The organism is Micromonospora sp. PTRAS2 (assembly GCF_054052245.1).
Genome location: NZ_JBSWBU010000007.1, coordinates 132054 through 156498, shown reverse-complemented (window position 1 = coordinate 156498; position 24445 = coordinate 132054). Strand labels below are relative to the sequence as shown.

Below are 24445 nucleotides of genomic sequence, written 5' to 3'. Positions count from 1 at the left end.
ACACGGGCGGGAATTTGTTCAGCAGATGAATTATTCGAATCGGGCCCGGCCCGTGTCAACCGGCCGCCGGCGCGAAATGCGCTACGAGCCTCGGGTGCCGGCCAGGCACAATCGGCGCTTGTGTCCCACCCACCCCGAACGGCGCGCCCCGCCCCTGCCACCGGCCACCCACCGCTGACCCCGGCGCAGGCCGCCGCCCTGGCGCACGTACGCCGGTCGGCGCTACACCGGCGCCCCGCGGCCCGCGCCGTGATCGCGCGGCACCTGGTCGCCTCCGGCGTCGGCCGCCGGCCACAGGAGCTGGTCGCGGCGGTCGGCGCGCACGGCCGGCTGACCGTGAACTTCCACCCCGACCGGCTGCTCGCCGACGGACGGACGGTGGCCGACGCGCTGGCCGCGCAGGGCGTCTACCGCAGCCAGTTCGCCACGGGCATCTCCAACGGCGGCCTGACCGCGTTCCCCGGCGGCGACCGGGACCGCTGGGAGGAGGCGATGTTCGGCGGCGCCTACCAGGAGGCGGGCGTGCTTCCGGCCGACCGCCCGACGTACGGCGGGCTCAACCTGCTCGACCACCCCGACGGCGCGTGTCCCCGGTTCGGCTCCTGCCACCTGCGGCTGCGGCCGCAGGTGCTGGCCCGCGCCACGTTCTGCTTCGGCGACAGCCACCTGGAGCCGCCCCACCTCGGCACCGTCGACGTGCCCGAGCCGGTGCTGGCGGAGCTGCTCGACGCCACCGCCGGCACGGGCGTCAGCCTCGGCGTCGCCGGGACGGACCCGGCCACCCTGCTCGGGGCCCTGCTGCGCCGCCGCGACCGGGACGCCTGGCGCGCCGGCCCGGCCGTCCGCGCGCTGGACGACTACGTCGAGGCGCAGATCCACGGTGCGGTGGACCTCGGCCGCGACGTCGAGGCGTTCGTGCTCGACCCGTCGTTCGCGGGCACCCGGGTGGGCCGGGTGCTGGCCGACCTGGCGGCCCGCCACGGGGCGGCGCTGCACTGGCACGCGGGCTTCGAGCTGCCGGTCGACGGGGTCGACGCCGAGTTCCGGGGCCCCGGCATCCCGCCGCTGGCCGCCCGGATCCACGCCGAGTTCGCCCGCCCCGGCGAGCCGGTCGACGCCGCGCTGATCGGCCGGGCCGCCGCCTCGGCGGTCACCGAGCCTGACCGGTGGGCCGACCGCGGCCCGCTGGCGGCCACGCTGCAGGACCTCAAGATGCTCTGGCACGTCCTCGTCCGGTTCGGGGCGCCGCGCGCCCGCTGACCGGTGCCGGCCGTCGTGTCCGGTTCCGGGCGTGACCGGGGCCGCAACCCGGCCGCTGCCACCCGTATCCGGAATGACGGACACGTGAAGCTGGTTGTGTCCCCCGTACCGCCCGCCGGTAAACCCCACCGGCCGGGGCGGGTTCCGAGGGGCGCTCACCCCGGAGCGCGTCGTGTCGACCGAAAGGGCAACCATCGTGAAGGCTGACTTCACTCGATGGCTCCCGGCCATCGCGAAGACCACGAACCGCAGGACCGTCCTGACCATCAGCGGCGTCGCCGTCCTCGGCGGTCTGGCGTTCGGCCCCACGGCCGTCGCCGCCCCCGTCACCACCGGCCCGCACGCGGGCGCCGTCGCCGCCATCGACCTGGCCACCGGCAAGACCCGGGAGGGTGCCACCGCCGAGTCCGCGTTGACCACCGGCGCGGGCGCCGGCACGTCGACCCCGTCGACGGGCAAGCCGAGCCGCGACGAGCTGATCCCGCACGGCGTCGAGGGCGCGCAGTCGCGCATCCCGCTCGACGACGCGCAGGTGGCCAACGCCAGGGCCATCGTCGAGGCCGCCAAGGAGAGCGGCGTCGGCGAACGCGGCGCGGTGATCGGCGTGGCCACCTCGCTGCAGGAATCGAAGCTGTACAACCTCGGCCACCTCGGCGCGTACAACGACCACGACTCGCAGGGTCTGTTCCAGCAGCGCCCGTCGTCCGGTTGGGGCTCGCCCGATCAGATCACCGACCCGGAGTACGCGTCGAAGGCGTTCTTCGGGGCGCTGAAGAACGTCGGCGGCTGGCGGGAGCTGCCGCTGACCGCCGCGGCGCAGACGGTGCAGGTGTCGGCGTACCCGTACGCGTACGCCCAGTGGGAGGAGCAGGCCGCCGACATCGTCGCGCAGCTGTGGTGACGTGACGACACCTGAACGCCCCCGTGCCGTATCGGCACGGGGGCGTTTGCCTCCCCGGGTGCGGCCCGGCGCGGCCGTCGGGGTTCACTTCCTGCATGGACGAGCCGATCTGGGATGCGGTGCGGGCGGCGCGCGGGTGGCTCGACGCCGCCAACGGCGCCGGGGACGCGGAGTTGACCTGCCGGATCCTCAAGCTGACCGAGGAGGCGGGTGAGGCCGCCGGGGCGTGGATCGGCGCGCTCGGGCAGAACCCCCGCAAGGGGGTCACCCACACCCGCGACGACGTGACCGCCGAGCTGGCCGACGCGGCGTTCACGGCGCTGGTGGCCATCGAGAGCCTCGGCGGCGACGCGCGGGCCGCGCTGCTGGCGTGCGCCGAGAAGGTCCGCTCCCGGCAGCGGTGAGCACCGGTGAGCACCGCCCCCGGCGGCGGAAAAAGATCCGCTGAGGGTCGCGGCGCGGCGGGCGCTGGCCTATGTTCAGAACGTCAGCTTCTGTCGCCGGGGAAGGGGTGCGCGCCGATGGGCCTGCGGACGTTCCTCGCGGGCTGGCCCGTCTACCGGCAGCTCACCGGCACCGACCCGCTCGGCCGGGGCGCGGCGGCCCAGTCGGCCCGCTCGGCGGCGCTGACGGCCCGCACCGAGACCGCCGACAGCGTCGCCCGCTCGGTCTGCCCCTACTGTGCCGTCGGCTGCGGTCAGCGGGTCTTCGTCACCGACGGCCGGGTCACCCAGATCGAGGGCGACCCGGACAGCCCGATCTCCCGGGGCCGGCTGTGCCCGAAGGGCTCGGCCAGCAAGAGCCTGGTCACCAGCCCGCTGCGGCAGACGACGGTGCGCTACCGCCGGCCCTACGCGACCGAGTGGGAGGACCTGGACCTCGACACCGCGCTCGACATGATCGCCGACCGGATCCTCGCCGCCCGCGAGGACACCTGGGAGGACGTCGACGACGCGGGCCGGCCGCTGCACCGCACGCTGGGCATCTCCAGCCTCGGCGGGGCGACGCTGGACAACGAGGAGAACTACCTCATCAAGAAGCTGTTCACGGCGATGGGGGCGCTCCAGATCGAGAACCAGGCCCGCATTTGACACTCCGCCACCGTCCCCGGTCTGGGGACCAGCTTCGGTCGCGGCGGCGCGACGGACTTCCAACAGGACCTGGTCAACGCTGACGTCATCGTCATCCAGGGCTCCAACATGGCCGAGGCCCACCCGGTGGGTTTCCAGTGGGTGATGGAGGCCAAGCGGCGCGGCGCGAAGGTCTTCCACGTCGACCCCCGGTTCACCCGCACCAGCGCGGTCGCCGACTCCTACCTGCCGATCCGGGCGGGCACCGACATCGCGCTGCTCGGCGGCGTGGTGCGCCACATCCTGGAGAACGAGCTGGACTTCCGGGAGTACGTGCTGGCGTACACGAACGCGGCGACGATCGTCAGCGACCAGTTCGCCGACACCGAGGACCTCGACGGCCTGTTCTCCGGCTACCGCCCCGACACCGGCTCGTACGACACCTCGAGCTGGCAGTACGCCGGCCACGAGGGCCACGCCGAGATCACCGGCACCGGCAAGGAACGCGACAGCGCGGCCGGGCTGCGCCACGAGTCGCACGGCATGCCGGTGCCCACGCCGACCCAGCGCGACGAGACGCTGCAGCACCCGCGCTGCGTCTACCAGATTCTGCGGCGGCACTTCGCCCGCTACACCCCGGAGATGGTGGAACGGGTCTGCGGCATCCCGCAGGACAAGTTCCTGGAGCTGGCCGACGCGTGGGCGGCCAACTCGGGCCGGGAACGCACCGGCGCGCTGGTCTACTCGGTGGGCTGGACGCAGCACAGCGTCGGTGTGCAGTACATCCGCACCGGCGCGATCATCCAGACCCTGCTGGGCAACATGGGCCGCCCGGGCGGGGGCATCCTGGCGCTGCGCGGGCACGCCAGCATCCAGGGCTCCACCGACATCCCCACGCTCTACAACCTGCTGCCCGGCTACCTGCCGATGCCGCACCACGCCGACCACGAGACGTTCGACGACTGGGTCGACAGCATCCGCCACCCCGGCCAGAAGGGCTTCTGGGGCGACTCCCGGGCGTACGCGGCGAGCCTGCTCAAGGCGTACTGGGGGGACGCGGCGACGCCGGAGAACGACTTCTGCTATGACCACCTACCCCGGATGACCGGCGACCACGGCACCTACCAGCAGGTCCTCAACATGATCGACGGGAAGATCCGGGGCTACTTCCTGCTCGGCCAGAACCCGGCGGTCGGCTCCGCGCACGGCCGCGCCCAGCGCCTCGGCATGGCCAACCTCGACTGGCTGGTCGTGCGCGACCTGTTCCTCATCGAGAGCGCCACGTTCTGGAAGAACAGCCCCGAGGTGGCCACCGGGGAGATCGTGCCGGAGCAGTGCCGCACCGAGGTGTTCTTCCTGCCGGCGGCCTCCCACGTGGAGAAGGAGGGCACGTTCACCCAGACCCAGCGGCTGTTGCAGTGGCGGGAGAAGGCCGTCGACCCGCCGGGCGACGCCCGCTCGGAGCTGTGGTTCTTCTACCACCTCGGCCGGCGGCTGCGGGAGAGGCTGGCCGGGTCGCCGCACCCGCGCGACCGGGCGCTGCTCGACCTGACCTGGGACTACCCGACGCACGGCCCGCACGCGGAGCCGAGCGCCGAGGCGGTGCTGCGGGAGATCAACGGGTACGAGGTGGCCACCGGCCGCCCGCTGTCGGCGTTCACGCAGGCCCGCGACGACGGGTCCACCGCGATCGGCTGCTGGATCTACACCGGCGTGTACGCCGACGGCGTCAATCAGGCCGCCCGCCGTCGCTCCCGCCACGAGCAGGACTGGGTGGCCGCGCAGTGGGGCTGGGCGTGGCCGGCGAACCGACGCACCCTCTACAACCGGGCCTCCGCCGACCCGCAGGGCCGCCCGTGGAGCGAACGCAAGAAGTACGTGTGGTGGGACCCGGACGCGGGGGAGTGGACCGGCTACGACGTGCCGGACTTCGAGAAGACGAAGCCGCCGACGTACCGGCCGCCGGAGGGGGCCTCCGGGGTGGCGGCCATCGCCGGCGACGACGCGTTCGTCATGCAGGGCGACGGCAAGGCCTGGCTGTACGCGCCCAGCGGCGTGCTCGACGGCCCGCTTCCGGCGCACTACGAGCCGGCCGAGTCCCCGATGCGCAACCCCCTGTACGGGCAGCAGGCCAACCCGACCCGCAAGGTCTACGAGCATCCGGTCAACTCGGTCAACCCGAGCCCGCCGGAGGCGCACAGCGCCGTCTTCCCGTACGTGTTCACGGTCAGCCGGCTCACCGAGCACCACACGGCCGGCGGGATGAGCCGCACGGTGCGTCCGCTGGCCGAGTTGCAGCCGGAGATGTTCGTGGAGGTGTCCCCGGAGCTGGCCGCCGAGGCGGGACTGACGCACCTGGGCTGGGCGCACCTGGTCAGCGGCCGGGCGGCGATCGAGGCGAAGGTGCTGGTCACCGACCGGCTCACCCCGCTGCGGGTCGACGGCCGGATCATCCACCAGCTGTGGCTGCCGTACCATTTCGGCACGGAGGGGCTGGTCACCGGCGACTCGGCCAACGACCTGTTCGGCATCACCCTGGACCCGAACGTGCTGATCCAGGAGAGCAAGGTCGGCACCTGCGACGTGCGGCCCGGCCGCCGGCCCACCGGGCCGGCCCTGCTCGACCTGGTCGCCGACTACCGGCGGCGGGCCGGGATGACCCCGCAGCGCCGCGTCCCGATCGTCACCACCGACGCGGCCGGCGGCGACGACGCGGCCGGCAGCACCGACGAGCGCTCGGCGGGCGCGTCGGCCGACGAGCGGGACGGGAGCGGCGATGCCTGACGCCAACAGCCTCTACGGGCCGCTGGACCCGGCCCCGGACGCCCAGCCCCGGATGGGTTTCTTCACCGACACCAGCGTCTGCATCGGCTGCAAGGCGTGCGAGGTCGCCTGCAAGGAGTGGAACGACGTGCCCGGCTCCGGGCTGGACCTGCTCGGCATGTCCTACGACAACACCGGCGCGCTGACGGCGAACTCGTGGCGGCACGTGGCGTTCGTGGAGCAGCCCCGCCCCGCCGCCCCGGCCGCCGACGCGCCGGGCAGCAGCGTCGCCGGCCCCCAGTTCCTCGGCATGCCCGGGGCGCGGCCGCCCGGCCGCGGCACCGGCGCGGAGACCCGCTCCGACTTCCGCTGGCTGATGATGTCGGACGTGTGCAAGCACTGCACCCACGCCGCCTGCCTCGACGTGTGCCCCACCGGGTCGCTGTTCCGCACCGAGTTCGGCACGGTCGTGGTGCAGGAGGACATCTGCAACGGCTGCGGCTACTGCATCCCCGCCTGCCCGTACGGGGTGATCGACCAGCGCAAGGGCGACGGCCGGGCCTGGAAGTGCACCCTGTGCTACGACCGGCTCGGCGCGGGCGGCACACCGGCCTGCGCGCAGGCGTGCCCCACCGAGTCCATCCAGTACGGCCCCCTCGACGAGCTGCGGGAACGGGCCGCGCAGCGGGTCGCCACCCTGCACGAGCGCGGCGTGTCGCAGGCCCGGCTCTACGGCCACGACCCCACCGACGGCGTCGGCGGCGACGGCGCGTTCTTCCTGCTGCTCGACGACCCCGAGGTGTACGGGCTGCCACCCGACCCGGTGGTCACCACCCGGGACCTGCCCCGGATGTGGAAGCGGGCCGGGCTGGCCGCCCTGGCCATGGCGGCGGCCGCCGTCGCCGCGTTCGTCGGAGGGTCCTCGTGAGCACACCCCAGAAGCCGGTCGGTGACCGGTTCCGCCGCTACCGCAGCGGACGCGGCGGCGGGGAACAGCTGACCGTCCCGCCGGCCGAGTTCACCTCCTACTACGGCCGCCCGATCCTGAAGCCGCCGGTGTGGAAGTGGGACATCGCGGCATACCTGTTCACCGGCGGGTTGGCCGCCGGGTCGTCGCTGCTGGCCGCCGGTGGGCAGCTCACCGGCCGGCCGGCGTTGCGCCGCGCCGGCCGGGTCACCTCGCTGGCGGCGGTCACCGCCAGCGCGTACTTCCTCGTCAACGACCTGGGCCGGCCGGCCCGCTTCCACCACATGCTGCGGGTGGCGAAGCCGACCTCCCCGATGTCGGTGGGCACCTGGATCCTCACCGTCTTCGGCCCGGCCGCCGGGGTCGCCGCCGTCGCCGAGGCCGCGCCGTGGCTGCCCGAGCGGGGCGTGCTCGGCGTGGGGCGACGGCTGCTGCCCGCCACCGGGCGGGCCGCCGGGCTGGTCGCCGCCGCCACCGCGCCGGCCCTGGCCACGTACACGGGGGTGCTGCTCGCCGACACGGCCGTGCCGTCGTGGCACGAGGCGTACCCGGAACTGCCGACCATCTTCGCGGGCAGCGCCCTGGCCAGCGGCGCCGGCGTGGGCCTGCTCGCCGCGCCCTGCGCCCAGGCCGGCCCGGCCCGGCGGATGGCCGTGGCCGGCGCGGCCCTGGAGCTGTGGGGCGCGCACCGGGTGGAGACCCGCCTGGGCCTGCTCAGCGAGCCCTACCGCACCGGCGTGCCCGGCCGGCTGCTGCGCGCCGGCCGGACGCTGACCGCCGCCGGGGTCCTCGGCGCGCTGGTCGGCCGCCGCAGCCGGCTGCTGTCCGGCCTGTCCGGCGCGGCGCTGCTCGCCGCGTCGGTCGCCACCCGGTTCGGCATCTTCCACGGCGGTGTCGCCTCCGCCCGCGACCCGAAGTACACGGTGGTGCCGCAGCGCGCACGCGTCGACCGCCGCGCCGCGCAGGGCTGACGCCTGACGCCCTCCCCGCACGCCGGGCGGGGTGCTGTGGTCAAATGGCCGGTGGAGGCGTTCAGGCGGCTGGTGCCCCTCCCGGTCTTCAAAACCGGTGTGGTCCGGGACCCGGGCCAGGCGGGTTCGATTCCCGTCCGTCTCCGCCAGGCAACCCGTGGGAAGGACGCGATGCGCGACGCCGATCCCCGACGGCGGGTCCCGCGCACCGACGTCCTGCTCGCCGACCCCCGGCTGGCCGCCGCCGTCGACCGGCTGGGCCGCGACCGGGTCAAGGCCGCGATCGGCGCCGCGCAGGCCCGCGCCCGCGCCGGTGAGATCACCCCCGATCGGGTACGCGACGCCGCCCTCGCCGCGCTGCCCGCCGCGACGCCGGCGGCGGTGCTCAACGCCACCGGCGTCGTCCTGCACACCAACCTGGGCCGGGCCCCGCTGTCGGCCGCCGCCGTGGCCGCCGTGGCCGCCGCCGCCGGGCACACCGACGTGGAGCTGGACCTGGCCACCGGCCGGCGGGCGAGGCGGGGCCGCGACGCCCTCGCCGCGCTCGCCGCCGCCGTGCCCGACGCGGGCGGCGTGCACGTGGTCAACAACGGCGCGGCGGCCCTCGTCCTGGCCGCCACCGCCCTCGCCGCCGGGCGGGAGATCGTGGTCAGCCGCGGCGAGCTGGTGGAGATCGGCGACGGGTTCCGCCTGCCCGACCTGCTGGCCAGCACCGGCGCGCGGCTGCGGGAGGTCGGCACCACCAACCGCACCAGCCTCGCCGACTACGCCGACGCGCTCGGCCCCGACACCGGGTTCGTGTTGAAGGTGCACCCGTCGAACTTCGTGGTCACCGGCTTCACCAGCGCCGTCGGCGTCGACCGGCTGGCCACCCTGGGCGTGCCGGTCGTCGCCGACATCGGCTCCGGGCTGCTCGCCGCCGACCCGCTGCTGCCCGCCGAGCCCGACGCGGCGAGCACCCTGCGCGCCGGCGCGCACCTGGTCACCGCCAGCGGCGACAAGCTCCTCGGCGGCCCGCAGGCCGGGCTGCTGCTCGGCGACGCCGACCTGGTCGACCGGCTGCGCCGCCACCCCCTGGCCCGCGCCCTGCGGGTCGACAAGCTGACCCTCGCCGCGCTGGCGGCCACCCTGCACGGCCCCGACACCCCCACCCGGGCGGCCCTGCACGCCGACCCGGCCGCCCTGCGGCGGCGCACCGAGCGCCTGCGCGATCGGCTGGCCGCCGACGGCTGCAAGGCCGAGGTGGTGCCCACGGCCGCTGTGGTCGGCGGTGGCGGCGCGCCCGGCGTCGAGCTGGACTCGTGGGCCCTCGCCCTGCCCGAGCGGTACGCCGGGCCGCTGCGCCTCGGCGACCCGCCGGTGCTCGGCCGGGTCGCCCGGGGTCGGCTGCTGCTGGACCTGCGCTGCGTCCCCGCCGCCGCCGACGACGCGCTGCGCGCCGCCGTGCTGGCCGTGCCGGCGGAGGACTGACGTGCCGGCGGAAGCCGACCTGCGGGCGGTGGGCTGACGTGCGGGTGGTGGCCACCGCCGGGCACGTCGACCACGGCAAGTCCACCCTGGTGCGGGCGCTGACCGGGATGGAACCGGACCGGTGGGCCGAGGAACGCCGCCGGGGCATGACCATCGACCTCGGCTTCGCCTGGACCACGCTGCCCTCCGGCGGCACGGTGGCGTTCGTCGACGTGCCCGGCCACGAGCGGTTCGTGCCGAACATGCTCGCCGGGGTCGGACCCGCGCCCGCCGCGCTGTTCGTCGTCGCCGCCGACGAGGGCTGGATGCCCCAGTCCGCCGAGCACCTGGCCGCGCTGCACGCGCTCGGCGTGGCGTACGGGCTGCTGGTGGTGACCCGCGCGGACCTGGCCGACCCGGGGCCGGCGCTGGCCCGGGCCCGCGCGGAGCTCGCCGCCACCTCGCTGGGCCACGTGGAGGCCGTCGCGGTCAGCGCCGTCACCGGGGCCGGACTGCCCGATCTGCGGGCGGCCCTGGACCGCCTGGCGGCCCGGCTGCCCGACCCGCCGGCCGACGCGCCGGTGCGGCTGTGGGTGGACCGGTCGTTCACGATCACCGGTTCCGGCACGGTGGTCACCGGCACCCTCGGCGGCGGCCGGCTGGCCGTCGGCGACCACCTGGAGCTGGCGGGCACCGGCGAGCAGGTGCGGGTGCGGGGCCTGCACCGCCTCGGCGTCGCCTGCGACCGGGTCGACGCGGTGGCCCGGGTCGCGGTGAACCTGCGCAACGTGTCCCGCGACCGGCTCGGTCGGGGCGAGGCGCTGCTCACCCCCGGCCGGTTCGGCCGCACCGACCTGCTCGACGTGCGCGTCACCGGGGAACCGGCGGCCGACCTGCCGGCCACCCTCACCCTGCACGTCGGCTCCGCCGCCGTGCCCGCCCGGGTGCGCCCGCTCGGCATCGACACCGTCCGGCTGCGGCTGGCCCGGCCGCTGCCGCTGCTCGTCGGCGACCGGGCGCTGCTGCGCGACCCCGGCCGGCACCTGATCGCCGGCGGGGTCACCGTGCTGGACGTGGCCCCGCCGCCACTGACCCGGCGTGGGGCCGCCGCCGCCCGCGGCCGGGTCCTCGCCGACCTCGACGGCCGTCCCGACCTGGCCGGGGAGCTGCGCCGCCGCGCCCTGGCCCGGGTCGGGGAGCTGACCCGGATGGGGGTGCCCGTCACCGCCGCCCCCGTCGCCGGGGACTGGCTGGCCGACCCCGAGCACTGGCGGTCCCTGGCCGCCCGGCTGACCGCCGAGACCACCCGGTACGCCGCCGCGCACCCCCTGGAGGCGGGCGTCCCCGTCGACGTGCTGCGCCACCGCCTCGGCCTGCCCGACCGGGCCCTGGTCGAGGCCCTCGTCCGCCCGCCGCTGCGGGTGGCCGGCGGGCGGGTCACTGCGTCGGCCGGCGACGCGTTGCCCGAGCCGGTGGCCCGCGCGGTGGCCCGCGTCCGCGCCGAGTACGCCGACCGGCCGTTCCAGGCCCCGGAGGCGCACCGCCTCGCCGAGTGGGGGCTCGGGCCCCGGGAACTCGGGGCGGCGGTGCGGGCCGGGGCGCTGCTGCGGCTGGCCGACACGGTGGTGCTGCTGCCCGGCGCCGTGGACGCCGCCGCCCGGGTCCTCGCCGGGCTGCCGCAGCCGTTCACGCTCAGCGCCGCCCGGCAGGCCCTGGACACCACCCGCCGGGTGGCGGTGCCGCTGCTGGAGCTGCTGGACCGCCGGGGCGTCACCCGTCGCCTGCCCGACGACGCCCGCAGCGTCGTGTCCCCGCCGCCCTGACCCGGCCGGGGTGCTTTGTTGCGCGGTGCTGCGATCGTGGCGTGGTGACCGATTCGGCTCCCGCCTCCGCCAGCGGGGGCCGGTGGGGTCGGGTGTTCCTCCTGACGATGGCGCTGGGCTGGTCGGTCTGGGCGGTGCTGGCCTGGTGGGCCGCGCCCCGCGAGTCCGACGTCGGGCAACTGGGGCGGGACGTGGCCGCCGGCCGGGTCGTCACCGTCGAGCGCGGCGACGGCTGGCAGCGCCCGGGTGCCTTCTGGGGCACGACGCCGAACCTGCGGCCCGGCCCGCGGGGCCCGACGCTCGCCTGGAGCCTGCCCGACGGCCGGATCCGCTACGCCGACGTGGGGGTGCCGCTGGGCGACCCGGAACCCACGCCGGACGGGACGGACGGCCGCCTGACCCGCGTCGCGGAGGCCTGGCCGAGCACCTCCGCGCCCGCGCACCGGATCGCCGCCGCCGCGGAGGTGCTCGCCGCCGCCGTGACGCTGGGCTGGCTGGCGATGCTCGTCGTCGGCCCCGACCCGGTCGTCGGCACCCGCTGGTTCTGGTTCTGGCTAGGCTCGCTGCCGTTCGGGCTGGGCGTGCTCGCCTGGCTGCACCGGGAACGGTGGCGCCCGTCGCGCCGGCACGGGTCCACGCCGCCGGCCGTGGCCCGCCGGTCCGGGTGGGCCGGCCTGGGATGGAGCCTGCTGGCCACGGTGGGGCTGTCCCTCGCGGTGGTGGCCCTGCGCGGGCTGCTCGGCGGCGCGCTCGTCCCCGGCTGACCGGGCGGTTTTCGCAGGCGCGGCCCCGGCGGGCAACGGGTGGCCTAGCGTGGCGGTCATGGACCCTTCGGCGGTCTGGCGGGACAAGAGCCACCGGTGGCGGATCGAGGCGTACCGGGCACCGGACCTGCGCTTCGCCATCGTCGCCACGAACGGCCCCACCGAGTCGGCCCCGCTGTGGCTGTTCGGGATGGCCGCCCTGGCCCGCTGGCTGATGACCCACGCGATCTCCCTCGACGACCTGGAGACCGACTGACCGGCACCACCCCGGTCGGGTGAAAAGCGGCTTTCACCCGCTTATGCGCGAATGGGGCTCCGTACCGTGCGGGGGATGAAGGACCGGGGAATGCGGACGGTCGTGGCGGTGCTCGCCGGCCTCGCGGTCATCTACTTCGGCAGCAGGGGCCGCAGCGCCGACGACGGCGGCGGCGTGTCCGGCGGGGTGGTGATCCTCGCCGTGCTGGCCGCCGCCCTGGCCTGGCACCTGACCAAGCCGAGCGACACCGCGGCCAAGTGACCCCACCGCGCCCCGGCTGCGGTCTCAGCGGGCGGCGGCCCGCCTGACCTCCCGCGCGGAGTCCTCGTCGAGGGTCACCCGGACCAGCGCCGAGGCGAGCCGCCCGAAGTCCGCCCCGTCGACCAGCCCGCCGAGCCCACGCGGGTCGGCCGGCAACCCCAGCAGCCCGGCGCCGGCCAGGGCCCGCCGGTCGGCGTACGGGCGCACGTCCGGCCAGACCGACTGCGCCTCGCGCAGGAAGATGTCCGCACCGGTCGGCCCGATCCCGGGGAACTCGGTGAGCAGCCGCCGCAGCGCCGCCGGTGACCCGCCGGCCTCCCGGTGCAGGCGGCGCAGGTCGCCGTGCCAGCGGTCCAGGCACAACCGGGCGCCGGTGCCGAGCATGGTGGCGGTCCGCTCGTCGTAGCGGCGGTAGTGCCCGCGGCCCAGCGCGTCGACGCGGGCCTGCCAGCTCGCCGCCTCCATCGCCTGCGGCGTGCGGTAGCCGCAGGCGAACAGCTCCCGGGCCGCCGCCACCGCCACGCCCGCCCGGATCCGGGTGCTCAACAGCGTGGCCAGCACCAGCAGCTGGTAGAGCGGGCCGGGCCGGTCGGCGAGCCGGATGCCGGCCTCCTGCGCGTACGTGCGGCCCTGCTGCTCCAGCAGCGCCCGGGCGGTCCTGCGATCGTCTGCCACGCCTTCGGGATACCCACGCCGCAGCCGCCCACCCGTGCGGACACGTGGGGTGTGCACGTGGTTAGGAAGGGCCCCTTGTACAACAGAATGCGTTAACAAGGGGCCCTTCCTTGCGCCGCATGCGGGGTGCCGTGGCGGGTAGACGCGACGTGGCGCGGCCCACGCCGCGCCGTCCACCCGGAAGGGAGAATCCCGTGACGAACCCGCAGCAGCCGGAGCTGCGCCGCAACGCGCGCAACGACGCGGTGCAGGACGCCAAGGGCCCCGGCGCGTCCGGCCATCCCCGCCACGGCGGCGCGTCGCCCGGCGACCGGGGACGCACCGTCCCACGGGGCCAGGTGTCGAAGTACGGGCCGGCGGGGGCGCAGGTCGCCGACGACGACAGCGACGACTAGCCCCGCCGCGACGAGGGCGGCCGCAGCCGGTTCCAGGTGGCTGCGGCCGCCATCCCGTACGCCAGGTGCGGCACGACGTCCGACAGCCAGTCGGTGCGGCTCCACCGACGCGGGTCGGTCACCCCCAGCGCCGTCATCGACGCGTCGGAGGCGGCCATCACGCCCCCGCCGAGCAGCAGGACCGCCACCGGCAGGGGCGGGGTGCGCCGCCGCGCGACCAGCACGGCGAACGCCGCGCCGGCGGCGATGCCCAGCCCGTACCCGAGCAGGGGCCCGAGGCCCGCGCGGCGGTTGGCCGCCCGGTCCTCGGGTCCCAGGTCCACGTGCGCCAGCCCGGCCACGCGCCGGGCGCTCTCCTCGGGGGTGCTGCTCGCCGGTCGGGCGCGCAGCACCATGTCGACGTAGCTGACCGCGTTGAGCGCGACGCTGCCGACCGCGCCGGCGACGGCCCCGTCGACCAGTGGCGTCCGGTTCACTTCGGGTCGCCCGGTTCGCGTTCGCCCTTCGGGCCGTACGTCCGTTCGCCCCGCACGATGCCGCGTTGTCCCCGGTCGTCCTGCAGGATCCGGTTGGCGACCTGGTTGGCCTCGGAGTCGGCCGCCCGTCCGGAGTTCTCGATCAGGTCGCGCAGTCGCGCCCGCTCCTTGTCGTACGCGTTGCTGCCCGGTCGTGGTCCTGGCATCGCCGCCTCCTCGCGGTGGTGGGGCCGTTGGCGCAGGTCGTCTACCCGCCTGCGTCGCGGCCAACCGTCCCCCGGCCGCCGCTCAGGCCGGTGCGCGCACCACGGCGACGGGGCAGCCGGCGCGGTGCAGCACGGCGTGGCTGACCGAGCCGAGGAGCAGGCCGGTGAACTCGCCGTGGCCGCGCCCGCCGACCACCAGCAGTTGGGCGTCGCGAGAGGCGTCGGTGAGCGCCGCGACGGGCCGCCTGCGCACCACCTGCGCCTCGACGGGCACCTGCGGCCAGCGTTCGCCGAGACCGGCCAGGGAGTCGCCCAGCACCCGCTGTTCCTCCCCGCGCAGGCGGTCCTCGTCGTACACGAGGGGCTGCATGTCGCCGGGCCCGGCGGAGGCGGGGTGCCGGTAGGCGTGCACCGCGCGCAGTGCGACGCCGCGCGCCGCCGCGGCCTCGGCGGCGAACTCCACGGCCGCCCGCGACAGCGCGGAGCCGTCCACCCCGACCACGACCGGCCCGCCGGGGCGCGCCGCGCCGCGCGCCACGAGCACGGGACAGTCGGCGTACGCGGCGACCTGCACCGCCACCGAGCCGAGCACCAGCGTCGCGAACCCGCCCAGCCCTCGGTCGCCGACGACGACCAGCGCGGCGGTGGGGGACTCGCCGACCAGCACGGCCGCCGCCTCCCCGTCGATGATCTCCCCGGTGACCCGGACGTCCGGCGCGGCCTTCTCGGCCTCGGCGACGGCGTCGGCCACGAGCTGTTCGGCCTGCTGGCGCAGCCCGGCGCCGGGCGGGGCGCCGGCCGCCGGGCCGAGCGGCACCCGCAGCAGCGGCCAGATGAAACCGTGCACCACCCGCAGCGGCCGGTCCCTGCGGGCCGCTTCAGCGGCGGCGAGCCCCACGGCCCGCAGGGACGACGGCGAGCCGTCCACGCCGACCACCACCGCCGCGCCGTTGGCCGCGTTCACCGTCGTACCTCCTTCGCCGTGCGCCCCGCGGTCAGTATCGCGGCCCGCCGGCCGTCGCCGAGGCGATACCGCCCACGCCCCGGGGGCCGATACGGTGACCGGACATCTCCGCAGGAAAGGACGCCGATGGACGACGCCGCGCAGCCGAGCACCGCCCGCATGATCGACTTCTGGCTCGGCGGGGAGCACCACCTCCCGGTCGACGTGACGGCGGCCCGGGCCTTCGAGGGGGCGTACGGGCCGTGCGCCCCGCTGTTTCGCGACCTGCGGGCGTTCCTCGGCCGGGCCGTGCGGGCGATCGCCGCCGCCGGGGTGGACGCCTTCCTGGTCTTCGGCGCGGGCGTGCCCACCCGCGGCAACGTGCACGAGGCGGCGCCGCAGGCGACGGTGCTCTACACCGACGTGGACCCGGTCACCGTCGGCATCGGGCAGCGGATCCTGGCCGGCAGCGACCGGGCCGGCTACGGCTTCGGCGACGCCACCGACCTCACCACGATCGACCCGGCGCTGCTGCACCGGTTCGTGCCGGGGTGGGGCAGCCGCCCGGTCGGCGTGGTCTTCCTCGGCCTCGCGGCGTTCCTCGACGACGCGACGCTGCGGCGCACCCTCGACGACCTGTACGCGGCCACCGCCCCCGGCAGCCTCCTCGCCGTGGACTTCGACAGCGAGGAGTTGGCGGCGTATCCGCAGGCCCTGGCGATGATGGGCCCGACGTTCCGGATGCGGCCGCCCACGGCGTTCGGTCCGCTTCTCGGCCGGTGGACGCCGACGCCGGAAGGCATCGTCCCGGTGGCCCGGTGGCGTCCCGACGGCCCGCCGGCGGACCTGCCCGACGCCTTCCACGGCGGGCTCGCCGTCCGGCACGCCGACTGAGACGGCGGCTGCCACAGCGCCCGGTGACGCGCCCGACGGTGTTCGGGGTGACCGTGCCCGCCGGCTGGCCGGAGCCCTCCGTATGATGCTTGCCCTACAGCAAGAGTTGTCGGAGGGTGATCATGCCGGAGGCGTCCGGAACGGTGTCCCGCGCGCTGCGCGAGGCGCCGCCCGACCGGTTGGCGGAGGCCGCCGACCGGGCCATCCGCGCTGCTCTCGGTGCGTCCCGCACCGACGTGTTCGTCGCCGACTACCGCATCAGCGGCCTGTGGCCGGTGCTGGACCCGGACCTGCCCGACGCCGGGTTCCTCGCCTGCCACGGCGTGGCGCAGCGCTGCTTCAGCAGCCAGCAGCCGGTCCTCGACGGCGGAGACGACGGCCGCTGCCGGGTCTACCTGCCGCTGACCGTGTGGGGCGAGCGCCTCGGCGTGCTCCTGGTCGAGCTGCCGGCCACCCCGGCCGCGTCGACCGTGGAGGCGGCCCGGGACATCGCCGGTGAGCTGGCGCTGGCGCTGCGCGCCGCCGACCGGGGGACCGACCGGTACCGCCGGGCCCGCCGCCGCGAGCGGCTGAGCATGGCCGCCGAGATGCAGTGGGACCTGCTGCCGGGCCGTAGCGTCACGCACGGCGCGTTCCTGCTGGCCGGGCAGCTGGAGCCGGCCTACACCGTGGGCGGCGACCACTTCGACTGGTCCGTCGACGGCGACCGGCTCGCGCTGACCGTGCTCAACGGCGCGGGCACCGGCCTGTCGGCGTCGCTGCTGACGGCGGTGGCGGTCAACGCGATGCGCAACGCCCGCCGCTCCGGCGGCGGCCTGGTCGAGCAGGCCGAACTGGCCTCGGACACCGTCTTCTTCCAGCACCGCGGCGAGCGGCACGTGGCAACGCTGCTGCTGGAGCTGGACGCCACCGACGGGCGGGTCCGCGCGGTGGACGCGGGCTCGCCCCACGTGCTGCGGCTGCGGGGCGGCTCGGTGCAGCGGGTGCCGCTGGAGCAGCAGTTGCCGCTGGGCATGTTCGCCGAGACCCGCTACGAGGTGCAGGAGTTCACCGTCGAACCGGGCGACCGGCTCTTCGTGGTCAGCGACGGCGTGTACGCGGCGGCGCCGGACGGCGGCGAACCGTACGGCGAGCGGGCCATGGCGCGCTCGATGCGCGCGACGCGCTTGCAGCCGGCGACCGAGGCAGTTGGTACGGTGATGCGCGGGCTGCAGTCCTACCACGCCGACGCCGATCTGCGCGACGACGCGGTGGTCGTCTGCCTCGACTGGCACGGCCGGGCCGGCGGTCCGGGCGGCGGGGCGCGGTGACGGGGCGGTAGCGGGACACGGACATCGCAGGGGACGTCGGGTGGAGCAACCGGATCTCGCCGCGGCGGTCGACGCCGCAGCCGAGGCGCTCGTGCGCGTGCTCGACCCCACGGGCTCCCGCCACCAGATGACGGTCTCACCCACGCAGCTGCGGGTGCTGTCGCTGATCAGCGCCCGCCCCCGCACCAACGTGAACCGCCTCGCCGAGCTGCTCGACGTGGTGCCGTCGTCGGCGAGCCGGCTGTGTGACCGGTTGGAGGCGATCGGGCTGCTGCGCCGGGTCGCCGACCCGCGGGACCGGCGGGAGGTGCGGCTGGTGCCGACGGCGGCGGCCGAGGCGCTGCTGCGGGAGCTCACCGAGCGCCGGCACCGGGCGGTCCGCGCGGTGCTGGAGCGGATGCCGTCGCGTACGCAGCACGAGCTGCTGTTGGCGCTGCTGGCGTTCGGCCAGGCGGCGGCCCCGGCGCCGGCGGTGGCCCAACCCGAGCCGGGCGCCCGGACGGCCTGACCGCGCCCCCGGCCCGCGCTGCGGCATGATCGGCCGCGGGCTGATCGCGCCGCGACGACCAGCGCGACGTGAGCTGAGCCACATTGACGCGACCGCCCCGGCGAGGCGAACGCGGGCCGCCGGGAGCCGGAACCAGGCCCGATATAGTGGCAGCGCAACTCACCGGCCCCTGATCCTGCGATCGGGGGCCGCACCAGGGGAGGTCCCAGCCCGGGATCCGAGGGCGCCGGCGGCGGCCGGCCCGGCAACGCGCACGTCCCTCCGCAGCGCCCGTCCCGGGCGCCGGACCGTGCTGCGGAGGGAGGTTCGGTGTCGCGTCGGCCGGCGGGGGGCCCACCCCCGGATGAGACCCACGGCCCGCACGCCGCGCCGACCGGGGACCGCGTCCTCACCCTGCCCAATCTGATCAGCTTCGTCCGGCTGCTCGGCGTGCCGCTCTTCCTCTATCTGCTGCTGGTCGCCCACGCCGACGTCGCCGCGGTGGTGGTCCTGGCGCTCGGGGGCACCACAGACTGGGTCGACGGCTGGATCGCCCGCCGCCTGCGGCAGGTCAGCCGGCTGGGCGAGCTGCTGGACCCGCTGGCCGACCGGCTCTACATCCTGGCGACCCTGCTGGCGTTCACCGCCCGCGAGGTGGTGCCCTGGCAGTTCACCGTGGCGCTGCTGGCCCGGGAGCTGCTGCTGCTGGGGTCGCTGGGGGTGCTGCGCCGGCACGGGTACGGCCCGCCGCCGGTGCACTACGTCGGCAAGACCGCCACCTTCCTGCTGCTGGCCGCCTTCCCGGTCCTGTTGCTGGCGCACGCCACGTCGGCGGTCACGGCGACGGTGGCCGGGGCGGTCGGCTGGGGGCTGGCCTGGTGGGGTCTGGTGCTGTATTGGGCGGCCGGTGCGCTCTACGTGCTGCAGGCGGCGCGGCTGGTGCGGGCGGTGCGGTCCCCGGCGACAGGGGCGGCGGCGTGACCGCCCCGCAGCGGCGGCCCGACGCCCCGCAGGGCGACGGCCCGGCGGCCCGGGTGTACGCGCCGGACTTCCTGACCGAGCTGTTCCGCAACCCGCTGGACCCGGGGTACGCCGACGCGGCGGCCCGGCGCCGGGACGCGCCGCCGTCGGGGTGGCGCGGTCGGTCGGCGCGGTCGGTCAGCCTGGTGGTGCTCGTGGCGTTGGGGTTCCTGTTCGCGGTGGCGTACCGGCAGACGATGGCGGAGGAGCCGGGGCGCAGCAAGGCGCGGGCCGACCTGGTGGCGCAGATCAAGGAGCGCGAGGCGGAGACCGACGAGATGGCGGCCCGGGCCGACCGGCTGCGGGAGGAGGTCGGCCGGCAGCGGGACGCGGCGCTCAGCGGATCGCAGGCGTCGCGGTTGCGGCGGCTGGAGGCGGGCACCGGCCTGGGGCGGGTGCGCGGCGACGGCGTGGTGGTGCGGTTGGCGGACGCGCCACCGAAGGACGACGGGACGGTGACCGGCTCCGCGGGCGGGCCGCCGCAGGTGTTGTACACGGATCTGCAGAAGGTGGCCAACGACCTGTGGGCGGCGGGCGCGGAGGCGGTGGCGATCAACGGCCAACGGCTGACGGCGACGTCGACGATCCGGTCGGCGGGCGCGGCGATCCTGGTGGACTTCCGGCCGGTGACGGGGCCGTACGAGGTGTCGGCGATCGGGCCGGGCTCGCTGCGGGACCGGTTCGACGACAGCCGGGCCGCTTTCCTGATGCGGGAGCTGGTGAACTCGGTCGGGCTGTCGTTCCAGGTCCGGGAGGTGGAGGACCTCACCCTGCCGGCGGCGCCGGAGCCACGGCTACGCTACGCCGAGCCTTCGGTCAGTCCGAGCCCGTCCGTGTCGGGTTCGGGCGTCGAGGGTTCGTCCGGTCCTGAGCCGTCCGGCTCTGGTTCGTCTCCCAGTCCTTCCGGAGGTGGCCGATGATCGCGGTGCTGGCGTTGCTCGCCGGGGTGGTGCTCGGGGTGTACCTCGATCCCACGGTTCCCGCGGCGTTGCAGCCGTATCTGCCGATCGCGGTGGTGGCGGCGTTGGACGCGGTGTTCGGCGGGGTGCGGGCGAAGCTGGACCGGATCTTCGACGACAAGCAGTTCGTGGTGTCGTTCATCTCGAACGTGCTGGTGGCGGGTCTGATCGTGTATCTGGGTGACCAGTTGGGCGTGGGTGGGCAGTTGTCCACCGGCGTGGTGGTGGTGCTCGGGGTGCGGATCTTCGGCAACGTGGCGGCGATCCGTCGCCACCTGTTCCGGGCGTAGGCTCGAGGCGATGAGCGAGGAGCAGTCCGAGACGGGCACGGGATGGCCGCAGCCGGCGGTTCCGGGCCGGCCCACCGGGCCGGACCCGCGGCCGGGGGCACCCGATTCCGACGAGATGTCGCCGCTTTCGCCGCAGGGTGAGCCGCCGGGCCGCCAGTCGCCGCCGGACGAGCCGGATGCCGGCGACGCGGTGACGGTGGACCTGTCGTCGGTGACCCCGCCGGCGGGCGCGGAGCAGACCCCGCCGGCGGGGCCGGCCGCGGTGGCGCGGCGCTTCACGTCGGCCGGGGCGATGATCGCGTTGTTGCTGGGCCTGTTGGGGTTCACCCTGGTGGTGCAGTTGCGCACGACGTCGACGGATCCGACGTCGGCGGCGACCCGCCAGGAGGACCTGGTGCGGATCTTCTCGGATCTGGATTCGCGGGAGAAGCGGCTGCGCCAGGACATCGAGGCGTTGGAGGAGAGCCAGCGGCAGTTGCGCTCGGGTGAGCAGGGGCGGCAGGCGGCGCTGCAGGAGGCGACGCGGCGGGCCGACGAGTTGGGCATCCTGGCGGGGACGCTGCCGGCGCGGGGGCCGGGGTTGAGCGTGCGCTTCGAGGCCGGGTCGAAGCCGATCTCGGCGTACCGGGTGCTGGACGCGGTGCAGGAGCTGCGGGGTGCGGGCGCGGAGGCGATGCAGATCTCGGGCGGCGACGGCGCGGCGGTGCGGATCATCGCCTCGACGTACTTCCTGGACGGCTCGGGCGGGGATCTGGTGGTCGACGGGCGCCGGTTGTCGGGTCCGTTCACGATCACGGTGATCGGTGATCCGACGACGATGGCGACGGCGTTGAAGATTCCGGGCGGGGTGGCCGCGTCGGTCGCCGGTGACGGCGGTAACGTGATCGTCGAGGATCGTGAGGTCGCCGACGTGTCGGCGCTGCACGCGCCCGTGAAGTTGGAGCACGCCCGTCCGGTCTCCTGACCGGTGCGGCCCGCGCCGGTCCGCCGGCGCACCACTGGTCGGCACGACGATGAAGGACGCGTCTGGTGATTCCCGAGGATCTGCGGTATACCGCTGAGCACGAGTGGGTGGCGGGTGACGGTTCGGGCGCGGTCCGGGTCGGCATCACGCACTTCGCACAGGACGCGTTGGGTGACATCGTCTTCGTCCAGTTGCCCGAGGAGGGCGCGGAGGTGGCCGCGGGCGACTCGTTGGGTGAGATCGAGTCGACCAAGAGCGTGTCCGAGATCTACGCCCCGGTGAGCGGGGTCGTGGCGGCGCGGAACGAGGCGTTGGTGGACACTCCGGAGGTGATCAACTCTGATCCGTACGGTGCGGGTTGGCTGGTGGAGATCACGCCGGGTGATCCGGCGGCGGTGGACGGGCTGCTGACCGCCGGGGCTTACCGCGAGCTCACCGAGAGCTGAGTGCCCGTTGGGCGTGTGGTGTTCGTGCCGCGCGTCCGGTTGCCCTGCATTTCGGCGCTGGCTAGGCTCGCCCAGTCGACCGAGAACCCATAAGTTGAGCGTTGCGGAATTGCCTTTCCGGGCACGGGGAGCCAGCCGCCGGGTGTGCTGCCCGGCGGCCAGACCCGAATCACCCGACGCCGACGCGAAACAGATCCGTGAGGTGGTCCCATGACGCGGCCAGACGACGAGTTCCCCCCGCTCGACGTCACTTCGACGCTCAATCTCGGTTCGCTCGACGAAGTGCTGGAGGGGCCGGACACCGATGTGGTGCCGAGCCGGATGTCCGGTTCGTTGCCGCCGGGTATGGCGCTGCTGGTGGTTCGTCGGGGCCCGAACGCGGGCGCCCGGTTCCTGCTGGATCACGACGTGACGACGAGTGGCCGGCATCCGGACAGTGACATCTTCCTGGACGATGTGACCGTGTCGCGTCGGCACGCGGAGTTCCACCGGGACGGCGGGACGTTCACGGTGCGGGACGTGGGCAGCCTGAACGGCACCTACGTCAACCGGGAGCGGGTCGAGGCGGCCACGTTGAGCAACGGTGACGAGGTGCAGATCGGCAAGTTCCGAGTGGTGTTCATCGCCGGTCCGCGCCCGGAGGAGGAGGCCGGCCGGGGGTGAACGAGCCTGCGGCTTCGACGCCGCCCGGTGCGGCCCGCGCACAACCGCTGATGAGCATCGGCGAGGTGCTGGGGCAGTTGCGGGTGGAGTTTCCCGACGTCACGATTTCGAAGTTGCGGTTCCTGGAGGCCGAGGGCCTCGTCGAGCCGCAGCGCACCGCTGCGGGCTACCGGAAGTACAGCTGGGACGACGTGGCGCGGTTGCGGTTCGTGCTGACCGCGCAGCGTGACCAGTACCTGCCGTTGCGGGTGATCCGTGAGCAGTTGGCGCAGTGGGACGCGGAGGACGGGCCGGCGCCGTCGCGGCCGACGCTGGTGGCGGTGGGCCCGGGCGGTGAGGTGCCCGGTCGTTCCGCGCCGGCGGATCAGCCGGTGGATTCGGCCCAGGTGCGGTTGGGCCGGTCCGACCTGGTCGCGCGCAGCGGGATCGACGAGTCGACGTTGGGCGAGTTGGAGCGGCTCGGGGTGTTGGTGTCCGATCCGCCGGGTTGGTACGACGGGGACGCGTTGATCATCGCGCGGGCGGTGGCGGGTCTGGCGGCGTACGGGCTGGAGCCTCGGCACCTGCGGGGTTACCGGACGGCGGCGGACCGGGAGGTGGGTTTGTTCGCGCAGTTGGTGGCGCCGTTGGTGCGGCAGAGCGACCCGGCGGCGCGGGCGCGGGCGGCGGAGACGGCGCGGGAGTTGGTGGCGTTGTCCCAGCAGTTGCACGCGGCGTTGGTGCGCGTGGGCCTGCGCTCGACGTTGGGTCGGTGACCCTGGGGTGGTGCGCGCGGCCCGGGCCAACGCCCGGGCCGCGCGGCGTTTGGCGGGCGCGGTGGGCGGGATCGGCTTCCGGGGGCGTGTCGTAGGCTTGCCGGGGTAACCCTTCTCTGGCGCGGGGCGTGCGGGTAGCGCATGGGATGTGCGTGTCGCGGTCCGTGTACCGTGCAGGGAAGGTCGCGGTACGGGCGTAGGTGACAACGACACGGAGGCGGCGGTGCGCGAGCTGAGCGTGGTCGGGGTTCGGGTGGAGCTGCCCAGCAACCAGCCGATCGTCCTGCTGCGGGAGGTCGAGGGGGATCGCTACCTGCCGATCTGGATCGGTGCGGTGGAGGCGACGGCGATCGCGTACGAGCAGCAGGGGGTCAAGCCCGCCCGGCCGTTGACGCACGATCTGTTGCGGGACGTGCTGGCGGCGCTGCAGGCGCCGCTGCGGGCGGTGGAGATCACCGAGCTGAAGGAGAACGTCTTCTACGCCGACCTGCTGATCGGCGACGACGGGGTGCGGGTGTCGGCGCGGCCGAGTGATTCGATCGCGTTGGCGTTGCGGGTCGGTGCGCCGATTCGTTGTGCCGAGCAGGTCCTCTCCGAGGCGGGGATCGTGATCCCGGACGAGCAGGAGGACGAGGTGGAGAAGTTCCGCGAGTTCCTGGAGCAGGTGCGTCCGGAGGACTTCGCGGGCTGACCGCGTTTCCCGACCCACCGGATGGTGGTCACTGTGGGTGACCTGCCGGCGTGTCGGTGATCTTTGCCGTGGCTGCGCGGCGTGTCGCGACCGTTCCTGCGCGGTAACTCTTCAAGGGCGCTATAGGGTTGCCGTGTCGAGGGGTGCACGTCCCGGATGCGACGTGTCACCGCACTGGCGGGGAGGTTGGTCCGGATGCACGAGCCGCGAGATCCCGAGCCTGGCACGCAAGCGCAGGAGACGGGTGTGGTGCCGGCGGGGCCGGCGACTGAGGGTGACGGTGCGGTGGGCTACCGGGGTGTGACCGCGTGCCACGCGGTGGGCATCACCTACCGGCAGCTGGACTACTGGGCGCGCACGACGCTGGTGGTGCCGAGCGTGCGGGACGCCTCGGGCTCGGGGACGTCCCGGTTGTACTCGTTCCGCGACCTGGTGGTGTTGAAGGTCGTGAAGCGCCTGCTGGACGCCGGGGTGTCGTTGCAGAACATCCGCAAGGCGATCGAGGCGCTGCGCTCGCGCGGGGTGGCCGACCTGGCGGGGATCACGCTGATCTCGGACGGCACGACGGTGTACGAGTGCCGCTCGCCGGAGGAGGTGGTCGACCTGTTGCAGGGCGGCCAAGGCGTGTTCGGCATCGCCATCGGCGGCGCGTTCAAGGAGATCGAGGGTTCGTTGTCGCACCTGCCGGCGGAGCCGGCCGAGCCGGCGCCGGGGGCGGCGGGCGACGACGCCGTGCAGGACGAGTTGGCGGCCCGCCGGGCGCGCCGCCGGGCGGGCTGACCCCGC

General features: G+C 75.2%; 28 protein-coding genes and 1 tRNA gene. 25 read left to right on the top strand and 4 right to left on the bottom strand.

Annotated elements, in window-relative coordinates; all coding sequences use genetic code 11:
- Positions 1-120: 120 nt before the first annotated feature.
- The 12 genes from ACVMYR_RS22110 to ACVMYR_RS22055 all read left to right on the top strand — a co-directional run bounded on the left by ACVMYR_RS22110 (position 121) and on the right by ACVMYR_RS22055 (position 12485).
- A complete protein-coding gene (locus tag ACVMYR_RS22110) occupies positions 121-1260 on the top strand; it encodes a DUF3626 domain-containing protein (protein ID WP_457122613.1) in 1140 nt (379 codons plus the stop codon).
- Positions 1261-1456: 196 nt separating this feature from the next.
- Complete coding sequence (locus ACVMYR_RS22105) at positions 1457-2161, top strand: hypothetical protein (RefSeq protein ID WP_043969095.1); 705 nt, start codon at positions 1457-1459, stop codon at positions 2159-2161.
- 95 nt (positions 2162-2256) lie between these two features.
- A complete protein-coding gene (locus tag ACVMYR_RS22100) occupies positions 2257-2565 on the top strand; it encodes a MazG-like family protein (RefSeq protein ID WP_396792752.1) in 309 nt (102 codons plus the stop codon).
- 117 nt (positions 2566-2682) lie between these two features.
- On the top strand, positions 2683-6015 hold the full coding sequence (fdh, locus tag ACVMYR_RS22095; protein WP_457122612.1) for a formate dehydrogenase: 3333 nt from the start codon (positions 2683-2685) through the stop codon (positions 6013-6015).
- Entirely contained in the window at positions 6008-6922 is a 915-nt protein-coding gene (locus ACVMYR_RS22090) for a 4Fe-4S dicluster domain-containing protein (RefSeq protein ID WP_457122611.1), read from the top strand. The genes fdh and ACVMYR_RS22090 overlap by 8 nt, the downstream gene beginning before the upstream one ends.
- Positions 6919-7932 carry an NrfD/PsrC family molybdoenzyme membrane anchor subunit gene (gene nrfD / locus ACVMYR_RS22085; RefSeq protein WP_457122610.1) on the top strand — a complete coding sequence of 338 codons (1014 nt, stop codon included), beginning with the start codon at positions 6919-6921 and terminating at the stop codon, positions 7930-7932. Before ACVMYR_RS22090 ends, nrfD begins: the two co-directional genes overlap by 4 nt.
- Positions 7933-7985: 53 nt before the next feature.
- Positions 7986-8081 (top strand) — tRNA-Sec (locus ACVMYR_RS22080).
- A 22-nt stretch (positions 8082-8103) separates the two neighbouring features.
- Positions 8104-9402 (top strand): L-seryl-tRNA(Sec) selenium transferase, encoded by a 1299-nt coding sequence (gene selA, locus ACVMYR_RS22075; RefSeq protein ID WP_457122609.1) that lies wholly within the window; start codon positions 8104-8106, stop codon positions 9400-9402.
- Positions 9403-9440: 38 nt separating this feature from the next.
- Positions 9441-11204: a selenocysteine-specific translation elongation factor gene (gene selB / locus ACVMYR_RS22070; RefSeq protein WP_457122608.1), complete on the top strand. Its 1764-nt coding sequence runs from the start codon at positions 9441-9443 to the stop codon at positions 11202-11204.
- A 44-nt stretch (positions 11205-11248) separates the two neighbouring features.
- The gene (locus ACVMYR_RS22065) at positions 11249-11968 is read left to right on the top strand and encodes a hypothetical protein (protein WP_457122607.1); all 720 of its coding nucleotides are present in this window, start codon (positions 11249-11251) and stop codon (positions 11966-11968) included.
- Between the two features lie 58 nt (positions 11969-12026).
- Positions 12027-12224, top strand: a complete 198-nt coding sequence (locus tag ACVMYR_RS22060) for a hypothetical protein (RefSeq protein WP_077940301.1) — start codon at positions 12027-12029, stop codon at positions 12222-12224.
- Positions 12225-12299: 75 nt separating this feature from the next.
- A complete protein-coding gene (locus tag ACVMYR_RS22055; RefSeq protein ID WP_077940302.1) occupies positions 12300-12485 on the top strand; it encodes a hypothetical protein in 186 nt (61 codons plus the stop codon).
- A gap of 24 nt (positions 12486-12509) precedes the next feature.
- Here the strand turns inward: ACVMYR_RS22055 and ACVMYR_RS22050 are convergent, their stop codons facing one another.
- Entirely contained in the window at positions 12510-13160 is a 651-nt protein-coding gene (locus ACVMYR_RS22050) for a hypothetical protein (RefSeq protein ID WP_457122606.1), read from the bottom strand.
- 194 nt (positions 13161-13354) lie between these two features.
- On the opposite strand from ACVMYR_RS22050, the gene ACVMYR_RS22045 reads away from it, so the two are divergent.
- Positions 13355-13555, top strand: coding sequence for a hypothetical protein (locus tag ACVMYR_RS22045; protein ID WP_431896061.1), 201 nt, complete (start codon positions 13355-13357; stop codon positions 13553-13555).
- Here ACVMYR_RS22045 and ACVMYR_RS22040 read toward each other — a convergent pair.
- The 3 genes from ACVMYR_RS22040 to ACVMYR_RS22030 all read right to left on the bottom strand — a co-directional run bounded on the left by ACVMYR_RS22040 (position 13552) and on the right by ACVMYR_RS22030 (position 15201).
- The gene (locus ACVMYR_RS22040; protein WP_043969109.1) at positions 13552-14031 is read right to left on the bottom strand and encodes a hypothetical protein; all 480 of its coding nucleotides are present in this window, start codon (positions 14029-14031) and stop codon (positions 13552-13554) included. The genes ACVMYR_RS22045 and ACVMYR_RS22040 overlap by 4 nt on opposite strands.
- Complete coding sequence (locus ACVMYR_RS22035) at positions 14028-14237, bottom strand: hypothetical protein (RefSeq protein WP_043969110.1); 210 nt, start codon at positions 14235-14237, stop codon at positions 14028-14030. The genes ACVMYR_RS22040 and ACVMYR_RS22035 overlap by 4 nt, the downstream gene beginning before the upstream one ends.
- 82 nt (positions 14238-14319) lie before the next feature.
- Positions 14320-15201 carry a universal stress protein gene (locus tag ACVMYR_RS22030; RefSeq protein WP_396792766.1) on the bottom strand — a complete coding sequence of 294 codons (882 nt, stop codon included), beginning with the start codon at positions 15199-15201 and terminating at the stop codon, positions 14320-14322.
- 126 nt (positions 15202-15327) lie between these two features.
- On the opposite strand from ACVMYR_RS22030, the gene ACVMYR_RS22025 reads away from it, so the two are divergent.
- From ACVMYR_RS22025 to ACVMYR_RS21970, 12 genes are all read left to right on the top strand, one after another.
- Positions 15328-16074, top strand: a complete 747-nt coding sequence (locus ACVMYR_RS22025) for an SAM-dependent methyltransferase (protein WP_457122605.1) — start codon at positions 15328-15330, stop codon at positions 16072-16074.
- 122 nt (positions 16075-16196) lie between these two features.
- Entirely contained in the window at positions 16197-17384 is a 1188-nt protein-coding gene (locus tag ACVMYR_RS22020; RefSeq protein ID WP_457122604.1) for a PP2C family protein-serine/threonine phosphatase, read from the top strand.
- Positions 17385-17424: 40 nt separating this feature from the next.
- Positions 17425-17892, top strand: coding sequence for a MarR family transcriptional regulator (locus ACVMYR_RS22015; protein ID WP_431896067.1), 468 nt, complete (start codon positions 17425-17427; stop codon positions 17890-17892).
- A 309-nt stretch (positions 17893-18201) separates the two neighbouring features.
- Positions 18202-18852 (top strand): CDP-alcohol phosphatidyltransferase family protein, encoded by a 651-nt coding sequence (locus ACVMYR_RS22010; protein WP_457122603.1) that lies wholly within the window; start codon positions 18202-18204, stop codon positions 18850-18852.
- The gene (locus ACVMYR_RS22005) at positions 18849-19811 is read left to right on the top strand and encodes a DUF881 domain-containing protein (protein ID WP_353902041.1); all 963 of its coding nucleotides are present in this window, start codon (positions 18849-18851) and stop codon (positions 19809-19811) included. Before ACVMYR_RS22010 ends, ACVMYR_RS22005 begins: the two co-directional genes overlap by 4 nt.
- The gene (locus ACVMYR_RS22000) at positions 19808-20140 is read left to right on the top strand and encodes a small basic family protein (RefSeq protein WP_007071104.1); all 333 of its coding nucleotides are present in this window, start codon (positions 19808-19810) and stop codon (positions 20138-20140) included. The genes ACVMYR_RS22005 and ACVMYR_RS22000 overlap by 4 nt, the downstream gene beginning before the upstream one ends.
- A 10-nt stretch (positions 20141-20150) precedes the next feature.
- Positions 20151-21104 (top strand): DUF881 domain-containing protein, encoded by a 954-nt coding sequence (locus ACVMYR_RS21995; RefSeq protein WP_457122602.1) that lies wholly within the window; start codon positions 20151-20153, stop codon positions 21102-21104.
- Between the two features lie 65 nt (positions 21105-21169).
- Entirely contained in the window at positions 21170-21550 is a 381-nt protein-coding gene (gcvH, locus tag ACVMYR_RS21990; RefSeq protein WP_043969117.1) for a glycine cleavage system protein GcvH, read from the top strand.
- 210 nt (positions 21551-21760) lie between these two features.
- Entirely contained in the window at positions 21761-22213 is a 453-nt protein-coding gene (gene odhI, locus ACVMYR_RS21985) for an oxoglutarate dehydrogenase inhibitor Odhl (protein ID WP_007071101.1), read from the top strand.
- A 50-nt stretch (positions 22214-22263) separates the two neighbouring features.
- A complete protein-coding gene (gene ftsR / locus ACVMYR_RS21980; RefSeq protein WP_176734447.1) occupies positions 22264-22968 on the top strand; it encodes a transcriptional regulator FtsR in 705 nt (234 codons plus the stop codon).
- A 223-nt stretch (positions 22969-23191) separates the two neighbouring features.
- The gene (locus ACVMYR_RS21975; RefSeq protein WP_043969119.1) at positions 23192-23659 is read left to right on the top strand and encodes a bifunctional nuclease family protein; all 468 of its coding nucleotides are present in this window, start codon (positions 23192-23194) and stop codon (positions 23657-23659) included.
- A gap of 195 nt (positions 23660-23854) precedes the next feature.
- The gene (locus ACVMYR_RS21970) at positions 23855-24439 is read left to right on the top strand and encodes a MerR family transcriptional regulator (protein WP_043969120.1); all 585 of its coding nucleotides are present in this window, start codon (positions 23855-23857) and stop codon (positions 24437-24439) included.
- Positions 24440-24445 lie beyond the last annotated feature (6 nt).